This is a genomic window from Duganella sp. HH101, assembly GCF_001758795.1.
Classification (GTDB): Bacteria; Pseudomonadota; Gammaproteobacteria; order Burkholderiales; family Burkholderiaceae_D; genus Rugamonas; species Rugamonas rivuli.
Map to the genome: position 1 here is coordinate 48,567 of NZ_LRON01000010.1, position 19,309 is coordinate 67,875.

15 protein-coding genes are annotated in these 19,309 nt (G+C 65.8%); 10 read left to right on the top strand and 5 right to left on the bottom strand.

The window, feature by feature from the left end; translation table 11 throughout:
- Window positions 1-125 precede the first annotated feature (125 nt).
- The 5 genes from DUGA2_RS17065 to DUGA2_RS17085 all read left to right on the top strand — a co-directional run bounded on the left by DUGA2_RS17065 (window position 126) and on the right by DUGA2_RS17085 (window position 4,295).
- Window positions 126-503 (top strand): GtrA family protein, encoded by a 378-nt coding sequence (locus tag DUGA2_RS17065; protein WP_070270604.1) that lies wholly within the window; start codon window positions 126-128, stop codon window positions 501-503.
- Complete coding sequence (locus DUGA2_RS17070) at window positions 500-1,384, top strand: GNAT family N-acetyltransferase (RefSeq protein WP_070270606.1); 885 nt, start codon at window positions 500-502, stop codon at window positions 1,382-1,384. Before DUGA2_RS17065 ends, DUGA2_RS17070 begins: the two co-directional genes overlap by 4 nt.
- The gene (locus DUGA2_RS17075; protein WP_070270608.1) at window positions 1,374-2,141 is read left to right on the top strand and encodes a PIG-L deacetylase family protein; all 768 of its coding nucleotides are present in this window, start codon (window positions 1,374-1,376) and stop codon (window positions 2,139-2,141) included. The genes DUGA2_RS17070 and DUGA2_RS17075 overlap by 11 nt, the downstream gene beginning before the upstream one ends.
- Window positions 2,142-2,226: 85 nt before the next feature.
- Window positions 2,227-3,369: an acyltransferase gene (locus tag DUGA2_RS17080; RefSeq protein WP_070270610.1), complete on the top strand. Its 1,143-nt coding sequence runs from the start codon at window positions 2,227-2,229 to the stop codon at window positions 3,367-3,369.
- 74 nt (window positions 3,370-3,443) lie between these two features.
- The gene (locus tag DUGA2_RS17085; protein WP_070270612.1) at window positions 3,444-4,295 is read left to right on the top strand and encodes a class I SAM-dependent methyltransferase; all 852 of its coding nucleotides are present in this window, start codon (window positions 3,444-3,446) and stop codon (window positions 4,293-4,295) included.
- 19 nt (window positions 4,296-4,314) lie between these two features.
- On the opposite strand, the gene DUGA2_RS17090 is transcribed toward DUGA2_RS17085, so the two are convergent.
- Window positions 4,315-5,961 carry a DEAD/DEAH box helicase gene (locus tag DUGA2_RS17090; protein ID WP_141753297.1) on the bottom strand — a complete coding sequence of 549 codons (1,647 nt, stop codon included), beginning with the start codon at window positions 5,959-5,961 and terminating at the stop codon, window positions 4,315-4,317.
- 274 nt (window positions 5,962-6,235) lie between these two features.
- On the opposite strand from DUGA2_RS17090, the gene DUGA2_RS17095 reads away from it, so the two are divergent.
- Genes DUGA2_RS17095 through DUGA2_RS17105 form a run of 3 tightly spaced genes read left to right on the top strand, consistent with a single transcriptional unit; the run spans window position 6,236 to window position 10,224 of the window.
- Window positions 6,236-9,343, top strand: coding sequence for a diguanylate cyclase (locus DUGA2_RS17095; protein ID WP_070270614.1), 3,108 nt, complete (start codon window positions 6,236-6,238; stop codon window positions 9,341-9,343).
- Between the two features lie 8 nt (window positions 9,344-9,351).
- Window positions 9,352-9,537 (top strand): oxidoreductase-like domain-containing protein, encoded by a 186-nt coding sequence (locus DUGA2_RS17100; RefSeq protein WP_070270615.1) that lies wholly within the window; start codon window positions 9,352-9,354, stop codon window positions 9,535-9,537.
- Between the two features lie 33 nt (window positions 9,538-9,570).
- Window positions 9,571-10,224 (top strand): dihydrofolate reductase family protein, encoded by a 654-nt coding sequence (locus DUGA2_RS17105; protein ID WP_070270617.1) that lies wholly within the window; start codon window positions 9,571-9,573, stop codon window positions 10,222-10,224.
- Here the strand turns inward: DUGA2_RS17105 and DUGA2_RS17110 are convergent.
- Window positions 10,221-11,903: a methyl-accepting chemotaxis protein gene (locus DUGA2_RS17110; protein ID WP_070270620.1), complete on the bottom strand. Its 1,683-nt coding sequence runs from the start codon at window positions 11,901-11,903 to the stop codon at window positions 10,221-10,223. The two genes, DUGA2_RS17105 and DUGA2_RS17110, sit on opposite strands and share 4 nt — an antisense overlap.
- Before the next feature lie 124 nt (window positions 11,904-12,027).
- A complete protein-coding gene (locus DUGA2_RS17115; RefSeq protein ID WP_070270623.1) occupies window positions 12,028-14,274 on the bottom strand; it encodes a TonB-dependent receptor in 2,247 nt (748 codons plus the stop codon).
- Between the two features lie 201 nt (window positions 14,275-14,475).
- Between DUGA2_RS17115 and DUGA2_RS17120 the strand changes: the two genes are divergently transcribed.
- Both DUGA2_RS17120 and DUGA2_RS17125 read left to right on the top strand, forming a co-directional pair.
- On the top strand, window positions 14,476-15,756 hold the full coding sequence (locus DUGA2_RS17120; protein ID WP_070270626.1) for an NRAMP family divalent metal transporter: 1,281 nt from the start codon (window positions 14,476-14,478) through the stop codon (window positions 15,754-15,756).
- A gap of 38 nt (window positions 15,757-15,794) precedes the next feature.
- Entirely contained in the window at window positions 15,795-16,118 is a 324-nt protein-coding gene (locus tag DUGA2_RS17125; protein WP_070270629.1) for a hypothetical protein, read from the top strand.
- Here the strand turns inward: DUGA2_RS17125 and DUGA2_RS17130 are convergent.
- Window positions 16,111-18,069: a bifunctional diguanylate cyclase/phosphodiesterase gene (locus DUGA2_RS17130; protein WP_229214712.1), complete on the bottom strand. Its 1,959-nt coding sequence runs from the start codon at window positions 18,067-18,069 to the stop codon at window positions 16,111-16,113. The genes DUGA2_RS17125 and DUGA2_RS17130 overlap by 8 nt on opposite strands.
- A 625-nt stretch (window positions 18,070-18,694) precedes the next feature.
- Window positions 18,695-19,300, bottom strand: a complete 606-nt coding sequence (locus tag DUGA2_RS17135; protein WP_070270632.1) for a LysE/ArgO family amino acid transporter — start codon at window positions 19,298-19,300, stop codon at window positions 18,695-18,697.
- Between the last annotated feature and the right edge of the window lie 9 nt (window positions 19,301-19,309).

The window sequence follows — 19,309 nt, forward strand, 5'->3', positions numbered from 1 at the left end:
GCTCGCGCCGCACACCGCTGCGGCCCCCGCTTTGCCCCCATGGCAGGCGGACGCTGCTAAAATGGCAGCCCTTCGGCGCATCGACTATCAAGGAAAACCCTGCCGCATGAAACACCTGAGCTCCCATGTATAAGCGGCTGTTCCTGCAACGCCAGTTCCTGGTATTCGTCGCCGGCGGCCTGCTGACGGCGCTGATCGACATCGGCCTGATGCAGCTGGCGCTGCGCGCCGGCCTGCCCTCGCTGACGGCGGCCAGCATCGGCTTCGTCGCCGGGCTGGCGGTCAACTACGCCTTCCACGCCCGCGTCACCTTCGCCCGCCTGAGCCAGAGCCACAGCCTGTGGCGCTACCTGGTGGTGGTGGGCGTCAACTACGGCCTGACGCTGCTGCTGGTGGCGCTGGCGCAGGCGCTGCTGGGCAATCCGCTGGCCGGCAAGCTGGTCTCGCTGCCGGTGGTGGCCGCCAACGGTTTCCTGTTGAGTAAATTCTGGGTATTCAAATGACTGCTGATACTGCCACTGCCACGCTGACCTTCGCCCCGGTGCGCTACGACGAGGCCGCGCTGGCCCAGTACGGCGCGCTGTTCGCCGCCTGCTTCCCGGACGCCAGCAAGTTCACGCCGGCCTATCTGCGCTGGCTGTACGCCGACAATCCGGACGGCGCGGCGGCCGGCTACGACGCCTGGGACGGCGAGCGCCTGGCCGCGCACTACGTCTGCGTGCCCGGCGTGGCGCGCATCGGCGGCGAGGACGTGCGCGTGCTGCTGTCGCTCAACACCGCCACCCACCCGGACTACCAGGGCAAGGGCTTGTTCACCAGGCTGGCGGCGCTGACCTACGACACCGCCCGCGAGCAGGGCTATGACGCGGTGTACGGCGTGGCCAACGCCAACAGCACGCCCGGCTTCATCCGCAAGCTGGGCTTCCAGCTGGTGCGGCCGCTGGAGGCGCGGCTGGGCTGGGGCGGCGTCGGCACGCGGCCGCACGGCCAGGGCGCGGCGGCCAGCTTCGAGCGCCAGCGCAGCCCGGCCGCGCTGGCCTGGCGCTGCGCCAATCCCGACAATCCGGTGCGCATGCGCCGGCGCGGCGCGCTGTGGCAGTTCGACGCCGCCGCGCTGAGCGTGGCGCGCGCCTACGGCGAACTGGCGCTGCCGGCCGGCGGCGGCACGCCGGACCACAACCACGTGGCCGGCGCCTGGGCGCCCGCGCGCCTGTTCCTGGGCCTGGTGCCGGACAGCGAACGCCGCTACACCGGCTATCCGTCGATCCCGCAGCGCCTGCGGCCGTCGCCGCTGAACCTGATCTACCGCTCGCTGTCCGGGCGCGTGGCCCAGCTCGACCCGGCGGCGATCCGCTTCAGCTTCCTCGACTTCGATGCCTACTAAGCCCGACGCCCCGGCCGCGCTGTTCCTGTTCGCCCACCAGGACGACGAGTACGGCGTGTTCCACACCATCGAGGACTGCCTGCGGCGCGGGCGCCGCGTGGCCTGCGCCTACCTGACCGAAGGCGCGGCCGGCAGCGGCCCGCGCCGCAACGCCGAATCGCTGGCGGTGCTGACCGCCATGGGCGTGGACGCGCGCGACATCGTCTTCGCCGGCGACCGCCTCGGCATCGTCGACGGCCAGCTGCCGCAGCACATGGACGGCGCCGGCCGCTGGCTGCACGACTGGCTGGCCGGCTACGGCCAGGTCGAACTGGTCTGCGTGACCGCCTGGGAAGGCGGCCACCACGACCATGACGCCCTGCACTTCCTGGCGGCCCACACGGCGCAGCGCCTGGGCCTGATCGCCCGGCTGCGCCAGTACTCGCTGTACAACGCGTGGCGGCGCAGGGCGCCGTGGTTCAATGTGCTGGCGCCGCTGGCGGCCAACGGCGCGGTGGAGCGCACGCCCATCGCCTGGCCGGCGCGGCTGCGCCACCTGGCGCGGCTGCTGCGCTATCCGAGCCAGTGGAAAACCTGGGTCGGCCTGTTCCCCTTCGTGCTGTGGCACTACCTGCGCCACGGCAGCCAGCAGCTGCAGCCGGTGGCGCTGGAACGGCTGGCGCAACGGCCGCACGCCGGCCCGCTGTACTACGAGCAGCGCCGCTTCTACACCTACGAGGCGATGCAGCAGGACATGGCGCGCTGGCTGGCGCGCTGAGCGCAGGTGGAATTTGGTGAGATTATTTCATTAGCAAACGGTTAGAATTGCGGCGCCCTCACAACACCGAAAGCAGTACGCCGTAATGAACCAAGAAAAAAACCTGCACTGGGTGCAGCTGTTGCGCGGCGTGGCCGCGCTGCTGGTGGTGCTGACCCACGGCAGGTATGCGCTGCTCGGCACGCCCTCCTGGCCGCTGGCCGACCAGTTGATGACGCCCGGCGCGATGGGCGTCGACCTGTTCTTTATCATCAGCGGCTTCATCATGTACTACTCGACCACCGGCAATCCCGGCGGCGCGGGCGAGGCGGCGCGCTTCCTCGTCAAGCGCTTCGCGCGCGTGTGGCCGGCGTACGCGGTGGTCACGCTGGCCTCGGTGTACGTGCTCAGCGGCGGCACCAGCTACTTCCACGTGGCCGCCAACCGGCTGGCCTTCTGGCACACGCTGGCCATGCTGCCGGCCGATCCGCACCAGCCCCCCTACTTCGGGCTGACGCTGCTGGTGGGCTGGACGCTGGAATTCGAAATGTATTTCTATCTGATCTTCGCCGCCAGCATGCTGTTCAAGCGCCTGCGCTGGTTCGTGCTGGCCTCGTGGGTGCTGCTGACGGTGATCCTGCTGCCGCTGGGCCACGCCGGCTTCGACATGAGCGTCGCCCGCGACCACGGCTTTACGGCCGGCTATATGAGCATCGTCACCAGTCCCTTCGTGCTGGAATTCCTGGCCGGCGTGCTGATCGGCTGGGCGCACCGCCAGCCGTGGCTGCGCATCCGCAGCCCGCAGCTGGCCTGGCATGCGCTGGGCCTGAGCGTGGCGTTCGCCGTGTTCGCCATCTACAGCCGCGCGGTGTGGGACCATGGCCCGACCCGCTTTGGCTGGCCGCTGGCGCTGATGGTGCTGGCGATGGCGGTCGCCAGCAAGACCGTGCAGATCCGCGCGCCCGGCCTGTGCATCTGGCTGGGCTCGATTTCCTATTCGCTCTACCTGACCCACCCGATCGCGCAGGGGCTGGAACAGCAAGCCCTGCAGATGGCCGGCCTGATCGGCCTGTGGGCCACCTGGTGGTCGGTGCTGCTGTCGCTGGTTTGCGCGCTGTCGGTGGCGGCGCTGTCGCACCACTATCTGGAGCAGGGCTTGTCCAACCAGGTCCGCAACCTGCTGCTGCGGCTGCTGACCAGGCGGACGGCGGCGGCCGCCCCGCAGCAGCCGCTGGCGCGACGGGCCTGAAAGCGCTGGCCTGTTATTCAATCTTGCTATACATTTAATCCCTCGCTTGACTATGGCTTCACACAGGGGTTTACATGGATTGTCTGGTTTGCAAACATCAAACGGCGCCGGGGCTGTCCGCCTGGCACCGCGTCTGTCCGTCCTGCCGCTACGAGAGCGCGGCGCTGCTGCCCACGATTAACGACGCCGAGGTCCATGTCCACGTGGACGAGGCCCAGCGCGAAGCCGGCCTGAAGGCCATCCGCCAGGAAAATTTCAAGACCATCGTCGGCTATGCCAGGGAACTGGCGCCGGCCGGCGCGCGCCGCCTGCTGGACGTGGGCGCCGCCCACGGCTGGTTCCTGGAAGCGGCGCGCGACGATTTCGACGTGCTGGGCATGGAGCCCGACACGGCGGTCGCGCGCAAGACCGCCGCGCGCGGCCTGCCGATCCGCAGCGGCTTCTTCCCCGATGCGCTGGAGGCGGGCGAACTGTTCGATGTGATTGTGTTCAACGATGTGATCGAGCATATCCCCGACATCGAATCGGCGCTGGCGGCCTGCCGCGAGCGGCTGACGCCGGGCGGCATCCTGATACTCAACCTGCCCAACAGCCGGGGCTTCTTCTACCGCCTGTCCAAGCTGTTCGCGCGCCTCGGCTGGCGGACGCCGTTCGAGCGGCTGTGGCAAAAGGGCTTGCCGTCGCCGCATGTGCACTATTTCGAAGCGGGGAATTTGAGCAAGCTGGTCGGCGCACAGGGACTGGAGCTGCGGCTCAAGGCCGAACTGCCCGCGGTGCGCGCCAAGAGCATGCTGGAGCGCTTGCGCTGCGCCGGCCAGGGAAGCTGGCTCAGCATCTACGCGCAATACGCCGCCGTCATGATGACGATCCCGGTATTGCGCGCCTTCCCCAGCGACATCGTGGTCTGCGTCTACCGCAAACCCTGAGCGCCGGGGGGGCCGGCTGTTACTGCTTGGGCGCGCCGCCCAGCAGGAAGGCAACCTTCTGCTTGGGCTTGGCCGCTGCCGCGCTGCCCGGCGCGGCGGTCGGTGCCGGTGCCGGCGCCTTGGCCGGCTCGTACGGCTTGAGGAACCATGGATCGACCTTCTCGCGGCGCGCGCCGTAAGCCGGTGCGCCGGGAGCGCGCGGCGACGAACGGTCGCTGCGTTCGCCACGGTCGCCGCGCTCGCCACGGCCGGCGGGCGCCGCCGGCGACGGTGCGCCACGGCCGCCCTCTTCGCGGCGCGGACGGCGTTCGCCGCGCTCGTCGCCGCCATAGCTCGGGGCCGGGTTGAAGCCGTCCAGCTCGCCGCGGCGGATGGTTTGCTTGATCAGTTTCTCGATGTCGGCCAGCAGGCGTTCATCCTTGTCCGAATAGATCGACAGCGCGTCGCCCGAGGCGCCGGCGCGGCCGGTGCGGCCGATGCGGTGCACATAGTCTTCGGCGTTGTACGGCAGGTCGTAGTTGATCACGCACGGCAGGTCGGTGATGTCGAGGCCGCGCGCGGCGACGTCGGTGGCGACCAGGATGTCGATCTCGCCCTTCTTGAACGATTCCAGCGCGGCCATGCGTTCCTGCTGCGTCTTGTCGCCGTGGATGGCGACCGCCTTCATGCCCTCCTGCTCCAGCCCCTTGGCCAGGCGCGACGCGCCGATCTTGGTGTTGGAGAAGATGATCACCTGCTTGAGCTCGCGCTGGCGCAGCAGATGCGCGGTCAGCGCGTGCTTCTGGTTTTCCGGCACCTTGTAGACCACCTGCGTGACCTTGTCGGCGGTCTGGTTGCTGCGCGCCACTTCGATCGTGACCGGGTTGGTCAGGAAGGTGTTGGCCAGCTTCTTGATCTCCGGCGAGAACGTGGCCGAGAACATCAGGTTCTGGCGCTTGGCCGGCAGCAGGTTGATGATGCGCTGCAGGTCGGGCAGGAAGCCCATGTCCAGCATGCGGTCGGCTTCGTCCATGACCAGCATCTGCACCTGGCCGAGGCTGATGTTCTTTTGCTCGACGTGGTCCAGCAGGCGGCCCGGGGTGGCGATGACGATCTCGACGCCGGCCTTCAGGATCACGGTCTGGCCCTTCATGTCCATGCCGCCGAAGACGACGGTCGAACGCAGCGGCGTGTGCTGGGCGTAGGCCTTGACGTTCTCGGCCACCTGCACCGCCAGTTCGCGGGTCGGGGTCAGGATCAGCGCGCGCACCGGGTGGCGCGCCGGCGAGGTGCTGGTGCTGGCGTGGGCCAGCAGCATCTGGATGATCGGCAGCGCGAAGCCGGCGGTCTTGCCGGTGCCGGTCTGGGCCGCGCCCATGACGTCGCGTCCCTGCAGCAGCACCGGGATGGCCTGGGCCTGGATCGGCGTCGGATGCACATAGCCCTGGTCGGTCAGCGCGCGCAGGATGTGCGGCGACAGGCCGAAATCGGCGAAGCGGACTTGGGACGGCTCGGCGGCGGCAACGACGGCCGGCGCGGCAACCGCGGCTGCGGCTTCGGCGGGTGCGGCGATAACTTCGGCGGGCGCCGGCGCGGCTGGTACGGCGGTCTCTACGGCTTCGGCGGCCACGGCTTCCGTAGCGGCGGGAGCAATAACGTTCGGGGTGATGATCTCGGTTTCGGACATAATGTGTGCGGCGGCCCTGCGGCGGGCAGCCAAGCTTTCTTCAAATAACAACATATTTGCACTGCCGGCCCTGGCTGATGGTCAACTTGGAGGAAGTGCGGAAGGACCGGCGGGGCGGCACGCGATAACAGCAGGATACAATGAGCGCCGTAAACTATACCCTAATTTCCGGCAACTGCGCTAAAAACCACTGGCTTTTATATCGAAACCATTGCATCAATGGTATGTATAATAGTTAATCTGACCAGAAATCTCCCGCCATCGGATTCCCCCCATGCTCCTGTCATCGCCGGTTGTACGCCGTTTGCTCCTGCCATTCCTGCTGCTGATCGCCCTGCTTGCCATGCTGCCGCTCGCCCCCCACGCCGACGCCGCGCCGGCGCCGTCGCTGCGCTTCAAGAAACTCGGGCCGCTGGGCGGCGACGAGCCGTCGATGCTGTCGCTGATGCAGGACCGCAAGGGCTTCGTGTGGGTCGGCACCCACACCAACGGCCTGTACCGCTACAACGGCTACCAGTCGGTCAAGTACATCAACAACCCCGGCGATCCGAACAGCCTGCCGCACGACCGCGTGTCCGCCATCTACGAGGACAAGCAGGGCCGCATCTGGGCCGGCACCCAGAACGGCCTGGCGCGCTTCAACCCGGAGAGCAACAACTTCACCTTGTTCGCGCCGCCCGGCAAGGCGCCCAAGAACCACCGCATCATCAAGAACATCATTTCCGACGGCAAGAACGGCATGTGGGTGGGCAGCTGGGGCGGCCTGCAGCACTTCGATCCGGCCAGCGGCAAGTTCACCGTCTACGCCCACGACGACGCCGATCCCGACAGCCTGGCCAGCAACGACCTGAACGCGCTGGCGCTGGACGCCAAGGGCGGCGTCTGGATCGGCACCTGGCCCGGCGGGCTGGACTACCTGGCGCCCGGCGCCACCCGCTTCCGCCACCACCAGGTCGACCCGTCGCCCAAGCCCGACGCCCGCGTCAACATCGTGCGCGCGCTGCAGTTCGACCAGAACGGCATGCTGTGGATAGGCACGGAATCGGGCGTGATACGCTGGGACGGCAAGAGCGACTGGGACACGCGCAAGGCCATCGCCTCGCCGTACAGCCGCATCACCAACTTCAACATCGACAACAAGGGCACGCTGTGGTGCACCACGCTGTCGGCCGGCCTGCTGCGCTGGAACGACGCCAACGGCGAGTTCGACCAGTTCGTGCACGCGGCCGACGACCCCTACAGCCTGCCCGGCGACAATCTGCGCGCGGTGATGCAGGACCGCGGCGGCATGCTGTGGATCGCCTCTTTCACCGACGGCATCAGCCTGGCCAACCTGTCGAGCGAAGGCTTCACCCGCCACGTGCCGTTCCGTATCGACAGCCGCTCGGCGCCGGCCAGCAACGCGCTGCTGAGCCTGTCCCGCGCGGCGGGCGGCCGCATCTGGCTGGGCGGCAACGTCGGCATGAGCTTGTACGATCCGGCCACCAGCACCGTCATCAAGAGCTACCGCGCCGACGACAAGAAGCCCGGCATGCTGAGCCACTCCATCGTCTACAGCATGTACCAGGACGACGACGGCAAGGGCCCGCTGTGGCTGGGCACGTCGAACGGCCTGAACCGTCTGGACACGCCGGACAGCCCCTTCCAGGTCATCCACTTCGGCAACACCGCCAGCGACTACATCAACGCCATCGCGCCCGGCGCCGGCGGCGTGCTGTGGCTGGCCACCGGCAACAGCCTGATCCGCTACGACACCAGGACCGACGCCCGCAAGATCTACTACAACGATCCGCAAGACCCGAGCACGCGCAGCGTCAACGGCACCTCGGCGGTGCTGGAGGACCGCGCCGGCCGCGTGTGGGCCGGTTCGGAATGGAATGGCGGCGGCCTCGACCTGCTCGACACGGCCAGCGGCAAGTTCCGCCACTACCGCCACGCGGTCAACGACAAGAACAGCCTCAGCGACGACAACATCGCCAGCCTGCACGAGGATGCGCAAGGCCGCATCTGGGTCGGCACCAGCAAGGGGCTGGACCTGGTGGTGTTCAAGCCGGACGGCACGATCAGCTTCAAATCGTATGCGGCGGCCATGCGCGCGCCCAAGATCCTCGCCATCCAGCACGACCTCGACGGCAAGATCTGGTGCAGCACCATCGCCGGCCTGTACCGGCTCGATCCGGCCAGCGGCCAGGTGGCGCGCTTCACCGCCTCGGACGGCCTGACCGAGGGCTTCACCGTCAACTCCTCGGCGATGGGCGAGAACGGCGTGCTGTACTTCGGCGGCGTGCACGGCATGACGGCGGTGACGCCGTCGGCGGTGCGCACCAGCTCGGTGCCGCCGCAGGTGGCGATCACCGACATCACCGTGTTCAACCACTCGCTGCAGGACGGCAAGCCGGGCGAGAACGTCAAGGCCGAAGGGCCGGTGACGTCGCCGACCGCGCTGACGCTGTCGGCGCAGGCGACCGTGTTCTCGCTGGAGTTCGCCGCGCTGCACTACACCGAGCCGGGCGAGAACCGCTATTCCTACCAGCTGCAAGGCTTCGACCGCGACTGGGTGGAGACCGACGCCGCCCACCGCAGCGCCAGCTACACCAACCTGAATCCGGGCCACTATGTGTTCCGCGTCAAGGCGGCCAACCACCTGGGCGTGTGGAACCCGGAACCGGCCACCTTGAACATCACCATCACGCCGCCGTTCTGGCAGCGCTGGTGGTTCCGCGCCGGCGGCGCCGCGCTGATCGTCGGCTCGCTGATGCTGGCCTACAAGATCCGCATCCAGCGCCTGACCCGCCGCGAGGCCGAGCTCAAGCAGCTGGTGGCCGCGCGCACCGGCGAGCTGGAGGAATCGAACCGCAAGCTGGCCGCGCTCAGCACCACCGACGGCCTGACCGGCGTCAGCAACCGGCGCGGCTTCGACCTGGCGCTGGAGGCGGAATGGCGGCGCGCGGCACGCACCGGCCAGACGCTGGCGCTGTCGATGCTGGACGTCGACTACTTCAAGAAATACAACGACCACTACGGCCACCTGGCCGGCGACTCGACGCTGCGCACCGTGGCCGAGCTGATCACCACGCACGGACGCCGCACCACCGACCTGGTGGCGCGCTACGGCGGCGAGGAATTCGCGCTGCTGGCGGCCGCCACCGACGCCGCCGACGCCTTCGGCATCGCCGAGGAAATCTGCGCCGAGCTGGCGCGGCGCCAGCTGCCGCACGAGCAGTCGCCGTTCGGCATCCTGACCATCAGCATCGGCGTGGCGGTGATGGTGCCGACCGAGGACAGCTCGCCCGAGCTGCTGGTGCAGATGGCCGACCGCGCGCTGTACCGCGCCAAGGAAAAGGGCCGCAACATGGCGCTGCTGGCCATGCCGCCAATGTGAGGACGGCGATGAGCGACACCGCCGCCTCCATCCCTGCCGACGATCCGCAGCCGCAAGCGCCGCAGCCGCCGCAACCGGGCGACTGCTGCCACAGCGGCTGCGCCTTCTGCGTCGAAGACATGTACCAGGATGAACTGGATCGCTACCGCGCCGCACTGAAGGCGTGGCGGGAGCGCCATCCCGGGCGTGGATGATAGGATAGTCAAAACACTACACGGAGGCAGACGATGACACGAGTTCGCGTTGAAGGCTTCACCATCTCGCTCGATGGATACGGCGCAGGTCCGGACCAGGACATCAACCACCCGCTCGGCGTGGGCGGAACCGAGCTGCACCAGTGGCTGCTGCCCACGCGCACCTTCCAGCAGGCGCTGTTCGGACAGGACGGCGGCACCACCGGGATAGACGATGATTTCGCCAGCCGTGGTTTCCAGAATGTCGGCGCCTGGATACTTGGCCGGAATATGTTCTCGCCCGATCGCGGCAACTGGCCGGACCCGGACTGGAAAGGCTGGTGGGGCGACAGCCCGCCGTACCACACGCCGGTGTTCATCCTGACCCACCATGCGCGCGCTCCCATCGAGATGGAGGGCGGCACGACCTTCCACTTCATCACAGGCGGCATCCACGAGGCGCTGGACCGCGCGCGCGAAGCGGCAGCCGGCAAGGACGTACGCATAGGCGGCGGGCCGCACACCATCCGCCAGTATCTGCGCGAAGGCCTGATCGACGAGCTGCACATCGCCATCTCGCCGGTGCTGCTGGGCCGGGGAGAACCGCTGTTCGAAGGCTTGGACTTGCGGGCTCTGGGATACGCGTGCGTGGCGTCGGTCGGGACGGAGAAGGCCACGCACATCGTGCTGCGGCGGCAGCGCGGTTAAAACGTTTCCCACTCGTCGCCAGCGGCACTGGCCTTGGCCGGCTTCTTCAGCGCCGGCCTGGCCGCCGCCACGCGGACCGAGGCAGCGGCAGGCTTGCTGCGCGCCGCCGGGCGAACCGGCGGTGCGCCGGACGCCTGCAGCTTGAACACGCTGACCACCTCGCTCAACCTGGCCGCCTGATCCTGCATGGCTTCCGCCGCCGCCGCGGCCTGCTCCACCAGCGCGGCGTTCTGCTGCGTCACCTGGTCCATCTGGACGATGGCGGTGTTGACCTGCTCGATGCCGCTGCTCTGCTCGACGCTGGCCGAGGTGATCTCGCTCATGATGTCGGTCACGCGGGCGATGCTGGCGACGACCTCGTTCATGGTGGCGCCGGCCTGGTCGACCAGCTGCGAACCGCTCTCCACCTTCTGCACCGAATCGCCGATCAGCTGCTTGATGTCCTTGGCCGCCGCCGCCGAGCGCTGCGCCAGGTTGCGCACCTCGGACGCCACCACCGCGAAGCCGCGCCCCTGCTCGCCGGCGCGGGCTGCCTCCACCGCCGCGTTCAAGGCCAGGATATTGGTCTGGAAAGCGATGCCGTCGATGACGGCGATGATGTCGACGATCTTGCGCGACGACTCATTGATCGAGGCCATGGTGCCGACCACCTGCCCCACCACGTCGCCGCCCTTGAGCGCGATGCCGGAGGCCGACTGCGCCAGCTGGTTGGCCTGGCGCGCATTGTCGGCGTTCTGCTTGACGGTGCTGGTCAGCTCCTCCATCGACGAGGCCGTCTCTTCCAGCGAGCTGGCCTGCTGCTCGGTGCGCGACGACAGGTCCTGGTTGCCGCTGGCGATCTGGCTCGATGCGGTGGCGATGGTGTCGGTGCCGCTGCGCACCTGGCTGACCAGGTTTTGCAGATTGCCGGTCATGTCCTTGAGCGCCTGCATCAGCTGGCCCGTCTCGCAGGCCGAGTGCACGGCGATGGCGCGCGTCAGGTCGCCGTCGGCGACGCCGCGCGCCAGCCCCACCGCTTCCCGCAGCGGCGCCGAGACGATGCGCGCCACCCACAGCGCCAGCACCATGCCGATGCCGATGTTCAGCGCCAGCAGTCCGATCGCGGTCCAGCGGGCGGTGTGGAAGGTGGCGGTGGCCTGCGCGCTGGCGTCGTTGCCGCCGTCGATATTGATCTTGACCAGCTGGTTGACGTCCTCGATCAGCGCGCCGATGGTGGTGGCCGAACTGCCGACGATGACGGCGCGCGCCTCGGCCTTCTGGCCGGCGCGCGACAGCGCCAGCAGTTTGTCGTTGTCTTTCAACAGCGCCTGCAAGGACAGCGAGAAGCGCTCGTAGGCGGCTTTTTCCCCGGGGCTGGAGATCAGTTTTTCGTAGCGTGCGCGGTCGGCCGCCAGCGCCGCCAGCGTGGCGTTCATGCGCTGGTCGTACTGCGCCATGGCCTTTTCTTCGTCGACCATCAGGTGCGACAGTTCCCAGCGCCGCAGTTCGCCGATATCGACGCGCAGGGCCAGCACCGCCTGCACGCTGGGCATCCAGTTTTCCGCCAGATCGTTGGAGGCCTGGTTGACTTGTCCCATCGACAGCAGCGAACAAACGCCCATGATGAGCGTCAGCAATAAAACTATGCCGAAAGAAACTATGAGCTTGGTGGCGATTCTCAGGTCGTAAAACCATTGCATGGCGGTCTCCTCATCGTTGCCCGGGCTAGCCAGTATGCAACGATGTGGAGTCCGCCACCAGCGCCATGATCGGGCTGTGTTGGGCGAGCAACAGCGGCTGGCGTGGCCAGCCGCCGCCGCAGGCTTACAGCTTGCCGTTCAGCGTGAAGAACACCTGGCGCGGCGCGCCGGTCAGCAGCGTTTGCGCGGTGCCGCCGACATCGCTGGCCTGGAAGCCGTTGGTGCCGATCGAGCTGATGTACTGCTTGTCGAACAGATTGGTGACGTTCACCTGCAGCGACAGGTCTTTCAGCATGCCCAGCGATTTCAGCTTGTAGCCGGCCGACAGGTTGGCCAGCCAGAACGATGGCACGCCGGCGTCGTTCAGGTAGGTGTAGTAGCGCTTGCCGGTGTACTTGCCGCCGACGCGGGCGAACCACGTACCGCTTTCATACGATACTTCGGTGTTGAACAGCGAACGCGGCGCGTCAACCACTTGCTTGCCGTTGACGGCCACCAGCTTGTTGTTGTCGGTGTAGTCCGATTTGTACTTGGAATCGTTGAAGGTGTACGAGTTGAACCAGCTGATTTCGCGGTTGAACTTCCACACGGCGATCGCTTCCAGGCCCTTGGTGTCGATCTTGCCGACGTTGACGAAGGTCGATGGGCAGCCGACGATGCCGGCGCAGGTGGCCACGCTCAGCAGACGGTCGTCGAAGCGGGCGTTGTAGACCGCCACCGAACCCTGGATGTCGGCGCGCTTGAAGCGGTAGCCGAAGTCGAGGTTGACCGAGGTTTCAGGCTTGAGCTTGCCAACGCCGGCGTTGTAGGCGGCCTGGGTTTGCGAGAACGGGCCGTTGACGCCCGGCTGGAAGGCGCGCATGTTTTTCGACGCCGAGCCGAACACTTCGTCGTCGCTGCTGAGGGCGTAGTTGAAGCCGGCCTGCGGCAGGAATTTCTTCTCGGCGTCGAGGTCGCCGGCGGCGCGGGTGCCGACGATGTTGGTGGCCTTGATGTCCACGTCCATGGCCTTGAAGCCGGCGTTGATCTTCAGTTTGCCGTCCATGGCGCTGAGGGTGTCGCTCACGTAGTACTGCGAGGTGGTGGTGACGAAGTTCTGCTTGAAGTCGGTGCGGAACGGATTGGCCAGGAAGAACATGGTGTCGGCAGGGCCAGTCACCTTGTAGTAGTTGCGGGTGGCGTTGTGGTTGCTGCGCTCGCCCCACAGGCCGGCGGTGACGGTGTGGTTGCCGAACTCCCAGGTCAGGTCGCTGGTGACGCCGTCGCGGCCGATCGAGTACTCGGTGGTGCGCAGCGAGATCGGGTTGGCGGCGTCGGTCGCCACGTACGGCGTGTACCAGTGGCCCTGGCCGTCGTTGTCGTGGTGGTAGATGGTGGTCTTCAGCGCCAGGTTGCTGGTGAAGTTCAGGTTCAGCGTCAGGCCGCCGATGGTGTCCTTGCGCAGGCCACCGGCCGAGTAGTAGGCGTCGTCCAGGCTGTTGACGGCGCCGCTGAATTTGTTCTTGGCGGCGTCCACCGCGCGCTGCCAGTCAGGCTGGTAGTTGTCCCAGCCGTAGCCCAGGCGACGCACCATTTCCAGCGACACGTCCTGGTAATCGACTTCGCGGCGGTCGGAGTAGTTGAGGAAGCCGGTCAGGCTGTTTTCGCCGAAGTTGAACACGAATTGCGAGTTCAGCTGATCCTGGTCCTGGCCGCCGCCGCCCTTGGTCTTGTCGGTGCGCTGGCGGGTGCCGCTGATGTAGGCCTTGACGGCGTTGCCGATCAGGCCGGTGTCGACGCGGGCGAAGGTGCGCGAGGTCGAATCGCTGCCGAAGGTTTGCGCGAAGGTCAGGCCGCGCTGTTCGCTCGGGGCCAGCGTGAAGAATTGCACGGTGCCGCCCAGGTTGCTGGTCGATGCGGTGCCGACGGCGCCGGCGCCCTGCGACACGGTGACGTTGCCGACGTTTTCCGACGAGATGGCGCGGCTGATGTGCAGGCCGTTGTTGTTACCATAGCTCATGTCGCCCAGCGGTACGCCGTCCAGCGTGAAGCCCAGCTGGTTCTGGTTGAAGCCGCGCACGCTGAAGCGGGTCGACCACTCGTAGGCGCCGAACGGATCGGCGGACTGGAAGTTCACGCCTGGCAGTTTTTCCAGGACTTTCAGCGGGCTGGTGCCCGGCAGCGCTTCGGCCAGGTCGGCCTTGTTGATGTTCTGCACCTGGCGCGACTGGCCACGGCCGGTGATTTCCACCGTCTGCACCGGACCGACGATGGCGCCGGCCACCGAGCTGTCGGCGGCGGCGTCGACCGCTTCAGCGGCGGCGTAGGCGTGGCAAGCCAGGGCTTGCAGGACCACCAGGCACAATGGTTTCAAAGGGAAGCGCTGTTGCATAATTGTTCTTCTTTCTTGCGAGTTAGTGGAAACTGGACTGGAATCAAAACTGGCAAGATTGTAGGAACTGCATATGACGCAGCGATGACGGGAATGTGACAACTTGGTGACATGACAACATTCCTTCACCCAGCATAAGTACGCGAGCGTACGGACCGCCTGCGGCGTCCGCCCTAGCATGGTCATCGACAGGGAGACGCCATGGATACGACCAAACCGCCGCACAGCGGCAAGCCAGGCTGGCTGGGCAAGCTGGGCCCCGGCCTGATCACCGGCGCCGCCGACGACGACCCGAGCGGCATCGCCACCTATTCGCAGGCCGGCGCGCAGTTCGGCTACGGCATGCTGTGGACCGTGCTGCTGACCTATCCGCTGATGGTGGGCATCCAGGCGATCAGCGCGCGCATCGGCCGCGTCACCGGACATGGACTGGCGACCAATATCCGCCGCCACTTTCCGAAGCCGCTGCTGTACCTGCTGGTGGGCCTGCTGCTGGTGGCCAACACCATCAATATCGCCGCCGACATCGCCGCCATGGGCCAGGCCGTGGCGCTGCTGGCCGGCGGTCCCGCCCACTGGTATGCGGCCGCGGCCGGCCTGCTGTCGCTGGTGCTGCAGGTGACGCTGCCGTACAGCCGCTACGTCAAGGTGCTGAAGTGGCTGACGCTGGCCCTGCTGGCCTATGTCGTCACGGCGCTGACGCTGAAGCTGCCGTGGCTGAAGCTGCTGCACGAGGCGCTGCTGCCCAAGCTGTCGTGGAACGCCGCCTACATCACGACGGTGGTGGCGATCTTCGGCACCACCATCAGCCCCTACCTGTTTTTCTGGCAGGCCTCGCAGGAGGTGGAAGATCTGCACGCCGATCCAGAAGCCCGGGCGCTCAAGCATGCGCAAGCGCAGGCGCCGCAGAACCTGCAGCGCATCAAGATCGACACCGTGGTCGGCATGGGCTTTTCCAACCTGGTGGCCGCGTTCATCATGCTGACCACGGCCGCCACGCTGGGCGCGCATGGCGTCACGCAGATCGCCTCGTCGGCGCAGGCGGCCTCGGCGCTACGACCGATCGCCGGCGACTTCGCGTTCGCGCTGTTCAGCATGGGCATCATCGGCACCGGCCTGCTGGCGGTGCCCGTGCTGGCCGGCTCGGCCGCCTACGCCATCGCCGGCGCCATGCGCTGGAAGAACAGCCTGGAGCTCCAGTATTCGGGCGCGCCCAGGTTCTACGCCATCATCATCGGCTCCACGGCGATCGGCACGGCGCTGTGCTTTACCGACATCGATCCTATCCGCGCGCTGTACTGGAGCGCCGTGCTCAACGGCGTGATCTCGGTGCCCATCATGGTGGTGGTGATGCTGCTGGCGGCGCGGCCTGCCGTGATGGGCAAGCTGGTGATCTCGCGCCGGCTCGGCGTGCTGGGCTGGCTATGCACCGGCGTGATGGCCGCCGCCGTGCTGGCGATGTTCGCCACGATGGGAAAATAATCGGGTAAGCTGAAGCCTCATCACTTGGGGAGCTGCGTATGCTGCGATTGTTTGCACTGCTGATGGCCGGCCTGATGTCGCTGTCGGCGCTGGCGTTCGAGCGGCCGTTTCCGGCGCACGCGCTGCGCGGCAAGATGACGCCCGGCTACTTCCCCGACATCAGCATCGACGGCAAGCCGCGCCAGCTGTCGCCGGCCGCGCGCATCTTCAACCAGGACAATATGATCGAAATGCCGGCCGCGATACGCGGCAGCGACATCGTCGTCAACTACACGGTGGACATGAACGGCAATATCGACCGCATCTGGATACTGACGCCCGAGGAGGCGGCGCAAAAGCTGCCGACCTCAGTGGCTAAATAGCGAAATTATCAACGTGCGGCCTGTCGAGCAGGCCGTCCGCAAAAACCAGCAGTTCCTCCGCCGGGATGGGCCGGGAAATATGGTAGCCCTGCAGATAGTGGCAACCCATTTTTTCCAGGATGGACGCCTGGCCTGCCGTTTCCACGCCCTCCGCCACCAGTTGCAGGCCCAGGCTGTGGCCCATGGCGATGATGGCGTGCACCAGGTTGTTGCTGCGCTCGCTATGCTCGATATCCATGACGAAGGCGCGGTCTATCTTCAGCGTGTTCAGGTGGAACTGGGTCAGGTAGCTGAGCGAAGAGTAGCCGGTGCCGAAGTCGTCCAGCGAAATGCTCACGCCCAGCGCGCGCAACTGCGTCAGCACCGCCTGCACCTGGCCGCCGTCGTCGATCAGCACCCTTTCCGTCAATTCCAGTTCCAGCTGGCGCGGCGCCAGGCCGTTGGCCGCCAGCGCCTGCCGCACCAGCTCGACGAAGCGCGGATCGGCCAGCTGCCAGGCCGAGACATTGATGCTGATGGTGATCCCGTCCAGCGCGCCGGTTTTCCACTGCCCCACCTGGCGGCACGCTTCGTTCAGCACCCAGGTGCCAAGTTCGACGATCATGCCGCTATCTTCGGCGACCGGTATGAAACGATCCGGCTGCACCGCGCCCAGCAAAGCGCTGTTCCAGCGCAGCAGCGCCTCCACCTTGGTCAGTTTTCCGGTGTGGGCATCGGTGATGGCCTGGTAGACCAGATGGAATTCGCCGGCCTCGATGGCGCCGCGCAGGGCGCCGTCGATCACCAGCGCATCCTTGGCGGCGGCGTTCATGGCGTCGTTGAAGAAGCGCATCTCGCCGCGCCCGGCCTTCTTGGCTTCGTACATGGCGATATCGGCGTTGCGGATTAGCGTATCGCTATCGCTGCCGTGCGAGGGATAGCAGGCGATGCCCACGCTGGCCGACACGCCGATCGCGTGGTGCGACAGGCTGAAGCTGTCCGCCATGGTGGCGATGATGCCGCTGGCGCAGTCGCTGGCGGTCTGTTCGCTGGTGCCCAGGGGCAGGCCGGGCAGGATGACGATGAACTCGTCGCCGCCGAAGCGGGCCAGCACGTCCTGCGGACGCAGCACGCCGTGCAGGCGGCGCGCGCACTGGCGCAGCAGCTCGTCGCCGGCAGCATGGCCGAAGGAATCGTTGACGCGTTTGAACTTGTCCAGGTCGATGAACAGCACGGCGCACTCGCAGACGCTGGAGGCGGCTTTGGCGACCTCCTCTTCCAGCCGCTTGGACAGCGCGTGGCGATTGAAATAGCCGGTCACGGGGTCGATGCGGGCTGCCTGGTAGAGCTGGTCGTCCTTCTTTTTGCGCTCGCTGATGTCCAACAGCTGGACCAGGCAATACAGTCGGCCGCGCTCTTCGTACGGCGAACCGAGCATCTCGACCGGCAGTTTATTGCCGTTATGCAAAGTCAGGATGGTGGTGTCGACGATGGGGAACTGGACGCCTTCGGTCAGGAAATGGCTGAAATACTGGTCCGCCATCTGGCGCGTGAGACCGGGAAGCAACTCGGAAACGTGGCGGCCGATCAGGTCGGCGGGACCGTTGAAGCCCAGCAATCTTGCGCAGCGTTCATTCGCCACCATCACGTATCCGCGGCGGTCGCGGATCAGGAAGCCATTGCTCAGGCTATCGATGGTGCGCGCATAGCGTTGTTGAATCTCGTCCTGCACCGCGTAAATCAAACCCAGCATGCTGAGGGTTTTCAATATCGTGGTGCCGATAAACCAGATCAGGTATAACTCCGGCCCCAGCGTGACGGAGGTCAAAACATTAAACCCGCCTCTTAATATCAGCGTGATGCCGAGCAGGCGATAGCGGTTTTTATTATTGATCAGCCGGTGGCCGCACCACAACATCATCAGGCCCAAGATCAGGGCACTGCCCGGCGCCAGCAAATCCGGATATTCCATCCAGACTGCACTGCTGCCGATGGCTATTAATAAACCAGCCGGCAATATGAAACGTATTTGATAACGATATAACTCACCGAGGAAGAATTTGGTCCCGCTCCAATATCCGATCATGCCGGCGGAAAGCAAGCTAGCGCAAAGCGGAATGCGCACGGCCTCGGACAATATACGGTCGCCGATAAACCAGATAATAATCCCGCTCATTACCGACAGCTGTCCCAGCCCCCAGAACAGAGCATGCTTTTCCTTGCGCTGCATTATCCAAAGGAAAATAAGCAAGGTACTCAGAATAGCGTCTGCAGCAAAGGCAGCCGCTACTGCGGAGAGGTGGGCGTAATTACTGAGGTCCGTGCTCATATATATCGGCCGGCGTCGGGCCCAAGAACTGTATGGAGTAACTACCCTCATTGTATGCTGAACGGCTGTGCCAGCGGTATTCCAGGCGGAGTGGAGTGTTGCCGATTGGCACAATGCGGCTTCCCAGCGGAAAAAGAGCGGGCAACCATGCTTTTTATGCCAAAAATTAGCATGAACCTGCCAGTTTCCGGCTTGACCCAAAGCACCTGGGCGCAGCGCCCCGGACGCGCGGAACCAGCGTGCGGGGCAACGGCCGACAGGGTGCTATTCAGAAGAATAAGGAGATTGCCAGCGCCCACATTACCAGCGCAATCAGGCCATCCAATATCTGCCAGGCCCGGGGATTGGCAAATACCGGCGTTAAATAACGGGCGCCCAGTCCCAGGCTGCTAAACCACAATAGCGAAGCGAGCATTGCACCCAGCGCGAAATACCAGCGTCCATTCCCGGCCTGCTGCCCGCCTATCGAACCCAGTAATACGACCGTATCCAGATAAACATGGGGATTTAAAAGGCTGAATGCCAGCATGGCGGCGACCACCGTGCGGCGATCGCTGCCCGTGGAGTTTTCATTGGCTGTCATGGCTCCCGGATTCAGGGCCGAGCGCGCCGCCCGCAATCCGTACCAGAATAAAAATCCGGCGCCGGCGATTTTAATCCAGAATAAAAGCGCGGGCGCTTCCATAATCAATTGGCCCATACCGGCCACGCCGGCACCAATCAGCACAACGTCGCAAACGACGCAAATGGCGATACAAGTTAATACGAATTCCCGTTTCAGCGCCTGTCTCAACAAATAAGCGTTTTGCGAGCCGATGGCGACGATGAGGCTGCCGCCGAGGCCGATACCCTTTAAAAAAGCTGTGGCTTCCATATTTTTTCT